We start from the raw sequence: 7,019 nt of genomic DNA, 5'->3' as shown, positions 1-7,019 counted from the left end.
GCCCAATATTTCAGAGAATCAATCATATACTTGCGCACCATGGCCCGCTCCGAGGCAATTTCGTTGCCGCAACCACTAGCGTTCGAAAAATTGCCATTGCGGTTTTGCCGGTAATAGTAGCCAGGCACAGTCTGGTTGAAATACGCCCGCCGGGTGTACCCGGTATGATTGTAAACCACATCCATTATCACCCCAATACCCGCGCTGTGCAGGCTTTGTACCAGCCGCTTAAACTCTGTAATCCGTGAGGTATCATCCGGATTGGTGGCGTAGCTCCCTTCGGGCGTATTGTAATTCAGCGGGTCATAGCCCCAGTTGTATTTGTCGCCCGGATGATTCTCATCCACGGTATAAAAATCAAAAACCGGCAACAAGTGAACATGGGTAACACCCAACTCTTTCAAATGGCTGACACCGGAGGCCAGCCCCGATTCGGTTTTAGTTTCTTGTTCGGTAAATGCCAGAAATTTGCCTTTATGTTTCATTCCCGAAGCTGGCGATATGGAAAAATCGCGTACATGTAATTCATACAAAACAGCTTCCACCGGGTTGTCCAGCACAATGGGCTGATCGTCTTCCCAGCCTTCGGGGTCAGTTTCCTTCGGATCAAAGATCAGCGCCCGCTTGCCATTTACTCCCACGGCCCGGGCATCAATACCCGGCGTTTCAGCAAGCCACTCGCCGTCATTCACCCGAATGGTGTAATAAAGTCCTTTAAAGTCACCTTCCAGCCGACCTTGCCAAACTCCGTCGGCCACTAATTTCAGGTGTTCATGCCGAACCGGTCGCCCACCGGAACTTCGTTCGTAGATCTTCAGCTCAATCTCATTGGCTGTTGGCGCCCATACTTTTAGTTGAATGGCTTCCGGACTGTATTGCAGCCCCAAGTCGTCGTCATCGTAGTGAGGATAGACTGAAAAATCGATATGATTAAATTGCCAATTTCTCATTTATGAAAACAAGCTTTTTCGCAAGGTGATGTACGATGATGAATACTTTTTGCCCTTGGTATCCAGCACCCGGACTTTAGCCCAGTAGAAACGTTTGAGGTTCCGGTCATGACTATGAAAAACACTCAAGTCGATGCGTAGTTCATGCGTTTTGCCGGCTTCAAGGTAAAGTGGATAAATTTCGTAACGGTTAATGCCCTTCAACTTGAATTTTCTCTTACTCCATACTTTCCGAAAACACAGAACAGGCGCTTCCAAATCGATGTCTTTTCTACCCTGATTTGTAATTCTCAGTGTCAATACATTGGGGCGGTAAGTCCGATCTTTCAATAAGTCAATTTTTAGTTTTCGCCAGGCCACGGAAACAGGCCGACCTTTCTTACTTCCCGATTTTTGTACGAGTTTATTAACAAAGTAATAAACGATTGGAATCGCTAATAAAATCAAGACAACCCAAAGCAGTTTATAGCCCTCGGGGGCGACTTCGTTTTGGGCGACGACACCCAACGGAACAAGCGATAGAGAAATGGAAACGATTTTCTTCATGGCATAGCATTGAATCGGTAAAAATAAGAAAGTCCTGCAATTTAAACAGGACTCGGGGTTTTTTACTCATTTGCTTGACTGCCTGTTCAAAAATGCAACACGTCCTTGATTTTTTTGTAGCCTGTTTTGCTAACTTTGAGTTTTGTCCTGTCTTTCAGAATCACCACATAGGATTCTTTCTCGTACTGCTGAATTTCGGCAATGTACTCCACATGAACAATATAAGAACGATGAATGCGAATGAAGTCTTTTGGATTGAGGTGAGATTCAAGGTATTTCATTGTTTTCTGCTTCATGTGGCGGCCTTCGGGCGTGTAAATCAACACGTAGTCATCCAGCGACTCAATGTAGCGGATACGTTCGACCGGGATAATGTTAATCTTGTGCCGGTCTTTCACCACAATCCGGTCCAGGTATTCATTCACCGCGTAGCTGCTTAATTGCTCCAGCTTATTTTGGGTGTTTTCGTTTTTTCCAATTCTCTCCACCACTTTTCCAACCGCCTCAAGCATGCGCTCTTTTGAAAACGGTTTGAGCAAATAATCCACAGCATTGTAATCAAAGGCTTTCAAGGCGTACTGGTCGTAGGCTGTGGTAAAGATAATCTCGGGTTTATGCTCCAATAGCTCGAGCATCTCGAAACCGGTAATCTTAGGCATCTGAATGTCCAGAAAAACAACATCCGGCTTCAGCTCATTGATTTTCTGAACACCCTCAAACCCATTTTCACACTCGCCAATAATTTGCAGCGCCGGATGGTCTTTCAGGTACGACTTGAGCAGATTGCGGGCCAACTCTTCATCTTCAATAATTAATGCTTTTAGTTTCTGTTTCATGCCGGTATTGTTTTTGGAAGTAATAATTCAACTTTAAAACTTGTCTTTTGATCGTTAATGCGCAGAAGTTCCGCCGAACCGTAAATCAACTCCAAGCGCTGCCGAATGTTTCGCAATCCAATTCCTTCTCCCCGGTTTCGAACCGACTCGCCGTCGTAATCGTTTTCTATGCAAATCGCCACATGCCCTTTCTCACTCTTGCAGTTCGTTGTGATGCTCACTGGCTCGGTTGCTTCGTAAACACCATATTTAATGGCATTTTCAAACAAAGGTTGCAAAATCATATTGGGAATTTGAACCCCCTGACAACTTTCTTCAATATTAAAAACGGGATTCAACTTCCGGCCAAACCGTACTTTTTCAATACTCAAATACAACTTAATATTCTCCAGCTCGTCTTTCAGTGAAACGGTTTCATCCTGATCATGTTGCAGTGAATAGCGCATAAAACGTGATAAGTTGATCACCATTTCCTGGGCCTTCTCAGGCGAGCTGATTGTTAGCGAAGCAATGGAATTAAGGCTATTGAATAAAAAGTGTGGGTTGATTTGCGATTTTAATGCACTGAGTTCAGCTTCGCGAATCAGGGACTTGAGTTCTGATTCTTTCTGAATTTTTTCCTTCAGTGATTGGTAATAATTGATGGAGTAGAAAAAAAGCACGTAAATCACATAGAGTACATAACCCGAAAAAAGCTTTCCGGGCAGTGTTTCATAGAGCTCTTGCAGCTGAGCTGGCGCAATGATCTTTGTGAGAATAAATGTCAGGTAAATCCAGATTCCATTCAGTATACTCGCTCCAATTAAATGATAGAGCATCACCCAAAGCAAGTCTTTTTCTTCCAGACTATTGTATTTGATGATGAACCAAATACTTCCTCCCAAAACCGGGTACAACACAAAGAAGCTCAGAGCCGAAAGAAATGCCGCACTCAGTTCGGTCCCATACCACAGGTATTGGACCAGGCTATTGGCAACACCAATAATCAACCAGAACAAACCGTAATAGTACAGTAATTTCTTGTTATCGAAAAACGGATGTTTCATTCACTCGGACTATACATGCTTAACCTCGAAACCTCCGAAAATGGTAAATCCACGAATAACGATGGTCTTGGATGGATCGTACTGGCTGTGCTGAAAAGTATCGCCTCGTTTATCGGTAAACGCACCAAATACGGTGGTCACTTCATTGCGAACATTCCAATCGAGCGGCACCTTGATGCTACAGCCTCCAAAGACCGAAATGGAATCGATAAAAGCACCCTGAGGGGAAAGTTTGGCTTGCCGAAAGTCGTATTCAATCCCTCCAAAAATAGATGTCGCGCGTCCGCCTTTCAAATCCTGCGAATTGATAAAAATTTCGCGACCACCGAAAATGACAAAATCATCAAACTGGTTGAAATCCTTGCCTTCCGTTCCCCGCTCCATTCGTGATTTACAGCCATTGTGTCTGAAAAGTAATGCGGCTCCAATAGCGACAAGAATCAACGGCCAGTATAAACGCCGAATTTCTGTCGGAACATCAATCATCTCAGGAACCAGAAAAAAGCCACCAATCACAATCAGGATCGTTCCTCCGGTTCGGTTGCCACCAATCATTGAAAATACGCCAATGGCAATGAGCAGCATCTGCCACGATATCAGCATATCCGCCAGACTCCAAGGTATCAAATTCAATCGCTCAAGAATCAGGATTCCGCCAATCGCAATGAGTGTAATTCCAAAATAAAATCGTTTATTCCCCTTGTTCTCCATAATATTCTGTGTTTGTCGCAACTAAAATAGTCAAATTCATTTCTTATTAATCTTCAAAATCGGTTTCCTTTTAAAAAGAACTGCACCAATCGTCCCCGCTATAGAATTTTACTGATTAGTATGATACCCACAACCAGCAACACAACCGGAAAAAATAAAAGCGCAAGTATTCCGGGAATGATCACGAAGTGCGGAAGAAATAAACATACGGCCAGACATACCAATAAAGCACCAATTACCCGCCGACCAGCAATCAGCAACAGGCCTACAATCAGGATAATGACAGGCCAGCTAAGGCTTAGCGCACCAAAATGAAAGAGGTTCATAAAGCTGGCCCCTGCCCGATGAACGCTATCCCAGCCTGGCATGCCGATATGCCAGCCAATTTCTTTTAAAATCCAAAGGACACCGATGACGATTAAAACAAAGCCCAGAAAGGATCCGCCTGACTTCCTGGCCTGCCCCTGGCAATTTTCTTGTGTGCGATGTCGGTTTTCCATATCAGATTCTTCTTGATTTTGCTTGTAAAACTAGGTATTCGCCAACCCGATAAGAAAAAAGGATCGGTTAATGCGGGTGAATAATCGGTAAGAAGCAACATTCAGCAATAAAAAAAGGCAAAACTACCAGAGTCTTGCCTTTGATTTATCGTTCCTAAATGGCTTATTTTCCTTTGAATTTCGCCCAATCGTCGCGCAACTGAGCCGTGCGGTTAAACACCAATTTTTCATCCGAACTATCCAGATCAACATTGAAATAGCCCAGGCGTTCAAACTGGAATGAATCGAGCGCTTTAGCCTGCTTCACAAAAGGTTCAATGTAACATTTATCAAGAATGGTCAACGAATCCGGATTCATAAACTCTTTGAAATCCTTCTCCTTATCACCCAGCGGATCTTCATCCAAAAACAAGCGGTCGTATAAGCGAACTTCAGCCTCTACATTTTCAGTAGCCGAAACCCAGTGCAGAGTTGCTTTTACTTTTCGTCCGTCGGGCGAGTTACCACCTTTGGTTTCCGGATCGTAAGTACAACGCAGCTCCGTAATTTCGCCATTTTCATCTTTTACCACCTCGGTACAAGTTACGTAATACGCGTAGCGCAATCGGACTTCACGTCCGGGCGACAGACGGAAAAACTTGCGTGGCGGATCTTCCATAAAATCATCGCGCTCAATATAAATTTCACGCGTAAACGGAACATCTCTCCTTCCCGCATCCGGATTTTCTGGATTATTGATGGCACTCATCATTTCAACCTGCCCCTCGGGATAGTTGGTAATCACCACCTTCAACGGATTCAGAACGCCCATCACCCGTTGTGCCCGCTTGTTCAGGTCTTCACGAACGCTATGTTCCAGCAAAGCCACATCAATCATTCCATCCACTTTGGTAACGCCAATGCGCTCAGCAAAGTTACGGATCGATTCGGGCGTGTAGCCACGGCGGCGCAAACCCGAAATGGTAGGCATCCGCGGATCATCCCAACCGTTCACATGCTTATCTTTCACCAGTTCGAGCAGCTTGCGCTTGCTCATCACCGTGTAAGTCAGATTCAGGCGAGCAAATTCGACTTGCCGTGGGCGGTATTCACCCTCTTTTAACTGATCGATAAACCAGTTGTATAAAGGGCGGTGCACTTCGAACTCCAGGGTACAGATGGAGTGCGTAATTCCTTCCCAGTAATCGCTTTGCCCGTGGGCAAAATCGTACATCGGGTAAACGCACCATTTGTCTCCGGTACGGTGGTGTGGGGCATGCATCACCCGGTAAATGATGGGGTCACGCATGTGCATATTGGGCGAGGCCATGTCAATCCTGGCACGCAACACATGTTCGCCTTCCTTAAATTCGCCCGCTTTCATACGCATAAACAAATCCAGGTTTTCTTCCGGTGTCCGGTTCCGGAACGGACTTTCGGTTCCCGGGCGGGTTGGTGTTCCCTTCTGGCTACTGATGGTTTCCGCATCCTGATCATCCACATAGGCTTTCCCTTCCCGGATCAGTTTCACGGCAAATTCAAAGAGCTGGTCGAAATAATCGGAAGCATAAAACTCGCGGTCGCCCCAGTCAAATCCCAACCAGCGGACATCTGCCTTGATGGATTCCACGTATTCGGTTTCTTCTTTTGATGGATTGGTATCGTCAAAGCGCAGGTTGGTCAGCCCGCTGTACTTCTGAGCGGTTCCAAAATTCAGGCAAATGGATTTGGCATGCCCGATATGCAGGTAACCATTCGGCTCCGGCGGGAAACGCGTGTGCACTCTTCCGTCATTTTTCCCTTCTTTCAATTCTTCTTCAATAATTTGATGAATGAAATTCTTTTTCACTACCGGTTCTTTTTCAGGAGTTTTATCGCTCATAGAAGTTTTCAATTAATGTATAGCCCACAAAAATATAAAATGATTCTGCACAAAAGGTTTTAAGTTCAATAAAATCCATTTCTGAAAAAGAAAAATTAATTTTGCCCATAATTTTCGCACTAAAACAAAGCAAAAATGGGACAAATTGATTTGGAAGGCCTGGAGTTTTTCGCTTATCATGGACACTATCCTATTGAGAAGGAAGTTGGCAATCGGTTTATTCTTAATGTCAGTATTCAAACCAATTGTGATGCAGCAGGAAAATCGGATCGGCTGCAAGACGCCCTGGATTACCAGAAAGTGTATAGCCTGATCAAGCAGGAAATGGCGATTCCATCGGATTTGCTGGAGCATGTGGCTACGCGGATTTTGGATAAACTCCATGCCGAGCTTCCGGCGATTGACAAAGCTTGGGTGAAGATCTCGAAAATGAACCCGCCCATGGGAGGACAAATTGAGAAAGTAAGTGTGACCTTGAGTCGATAAATAACACATAAAAGACCCCGGCAAAATTCCGGGGTCTTCCTCATCAAACCTATGCTCTGGTCGAACTAAAACAGGGCTATTTT

The 7,019-nt window shown here is 44.8% G+C and carries 8 protein-coding genes; 1 reads left to right on the top strand and 7 read right to left on the bottom strand.

The window, feature by feature from the left end; all coding sequences use genetic code 11:
• From AAC033_RS17765 to AAC033_RS17735, 7 genes are all read right to left on the bottom strand, one after another.
• Positions 1-950, bottom strand: a 950-nt coding sequence (locus tag AAC033_RS17765; protein ID WP_339740612.1) for an alpha-amylase family glycosyl hydrolase, incomplete at its 3' end; no start/stop codon positions are given.
• Positions 951-1,496, bottom strand: coding sequence for a hypothetical protein (locus AAC033_RS17760; protein ID WP_339740610.1), 546 nt, complete (start codon positions 1,494-1,496; stop codon positions 951-953).
• An 86-nt stretch (positions 1,497-1,582) separates the two neighbouring features.
• Complete coding sequence (locus tag AAC033_RS17755) at positions 1,583-2,332, bottom strand: response regulator (RefSeq protein ID WP_339740608.1); 750 nt, start codon at positions 2,330-2,332, stop codon at positions 1,583-1,585.
• A complete protein-coding gene (locus tag AAC033_RS17750; protein ID WP_339740606.1) occupies positions 2,329-3,378 on the bottom strand; it encodes a histidine kinase in 1,050 nt (349 codons plus the stop codon). The genes AAC033_RS17755 and AAC033_RS17750 overlap by 4 nt, the downstream gene beginning before the upstream one ends.
• 9 nt (positions 3,379-3,387) lie before the next feature.
• Positions 3,388-4,089 carry a DUF5668 domain-containing protein gene (locus AAC033_RS17745; RefSeq protein ID WP_339740604.1) on the bottom strand — a complete coding sequence of 234 codons (702 nt, stop codon included), beginning with the start codon at positions 4,087-4,089 and terminating at the stop codon, positions 3,388-3,390.
• Positions 4,090-4,187: 98 nt separating this feature from the next.
• Positions 4,188-4,589 carry a hypothetical protein gene (locus AAC033_RS17740; RefSeq protein WP_339740602.1) on the bottom strand — a complete coding sequence of 134 codons (402 nt, stop codon included), beginning with the start codon at positions 4,587-4,589 and terminating at the stop codon, positions 4,188-4,190.
• A 163-nt stretch (positions 4,590-4,752) separates the two neighbouring features.
• The gene (locus AAC033_RS17735) at positions 4,753-6,450 is read right to left on the bottom strand and encodes a glutamine--tRNA ligase/YqeY domain fusion protein (RefSeq protein ID WP_339740600.1); all 1,698 of its coding nucleotides are present in this window, start codon (positions 6,448-6,450) and stop codon (positions 4,753-4,755) included.
• 135 nt (positions 6,451-6,585) lie between these two features.
• Here AAC033_RS17735 and folB point away from each other — a divergent pair, with 135 nt between their 5' ends.
• Entirely contained in the window at positions 6,586-6,936 is a 351-nt protein-coding gene (gene folB / locus AAC033_RS17730; RefSeq protein WP_339740598.1) for a dihydroneopterin aldolase, read from the top strand.
• Positions 6,937-7,019 lie beyond the last annotated feature (83 nt).

Origin of the sequence: uncultured Sunxiuqinia sp., from assembly GCF_963974515.1 — a bacterium.
In the GTDB taxonomy this organism is placed as follows: Bacteria; Bacteroidota; Bacteroidia; order Bacteroidales; family Prolixibacteraceae; genus Sunxiuqinia.
Note: the sequence above shows the minus strand (reverse complement) of the source record. Positions and strands in the feature narration are given on the sequence as shown.

Excerpts from the sequence above, each read along its gene's own strand:
- AAC033_RS17735 (WP_339740600.1), bottom strand. The coding sequence starts at position 6,450 with ATGAGCGATAAAACTCCTGAAAAAGAACCGGTAGTGAAAAAGAATTTC.
- folB (WP_339740598.1), top strand. The coding sequence starts at position 6,586 with ATGGGACAAATTGATTTGGAAGGCCTGGAGTTTTTCGCTTATCATGGA.
- AAC033_RS17740 (WP_339740602.1), bottom strand. The coding sequence starts at position 4,589 with ATGGAAAACCGACATCGCACACAAGAAAATTGCCAGGGGCAGGCCAGG.
- AAC033_RS17760 (WP_339740610.1), bottom strand. The coding sequence starts at position 1,496 with ATGAAGAAAATCGTTTCCATTTCTCTATCGCTTGTTCCGTTGGGTGTC.
- AAC033_RS17750 (WP_339740606.1), bottom strand. The coding sequence starts at position 3,378 with ATGAAACATCCGTTTTTCGATAACAAGAAATTACTGTACTATTACGGT.
- AAC033_RS17755 (WP_339740608.1), bottom strand. The coding sequence starts at position 2,332 with ATGAAACAGAAACTAAAAGCATTAATTATTGAAGATGAAGAGTTGGCC.
- AAC033_RS17745 (WP_339740604.1), bottom strand. The coding sequence starts at position 4,089 with ATGGAGAACAAGGGGAATAAACGATTTTATTTTGGAATTACACTCATT.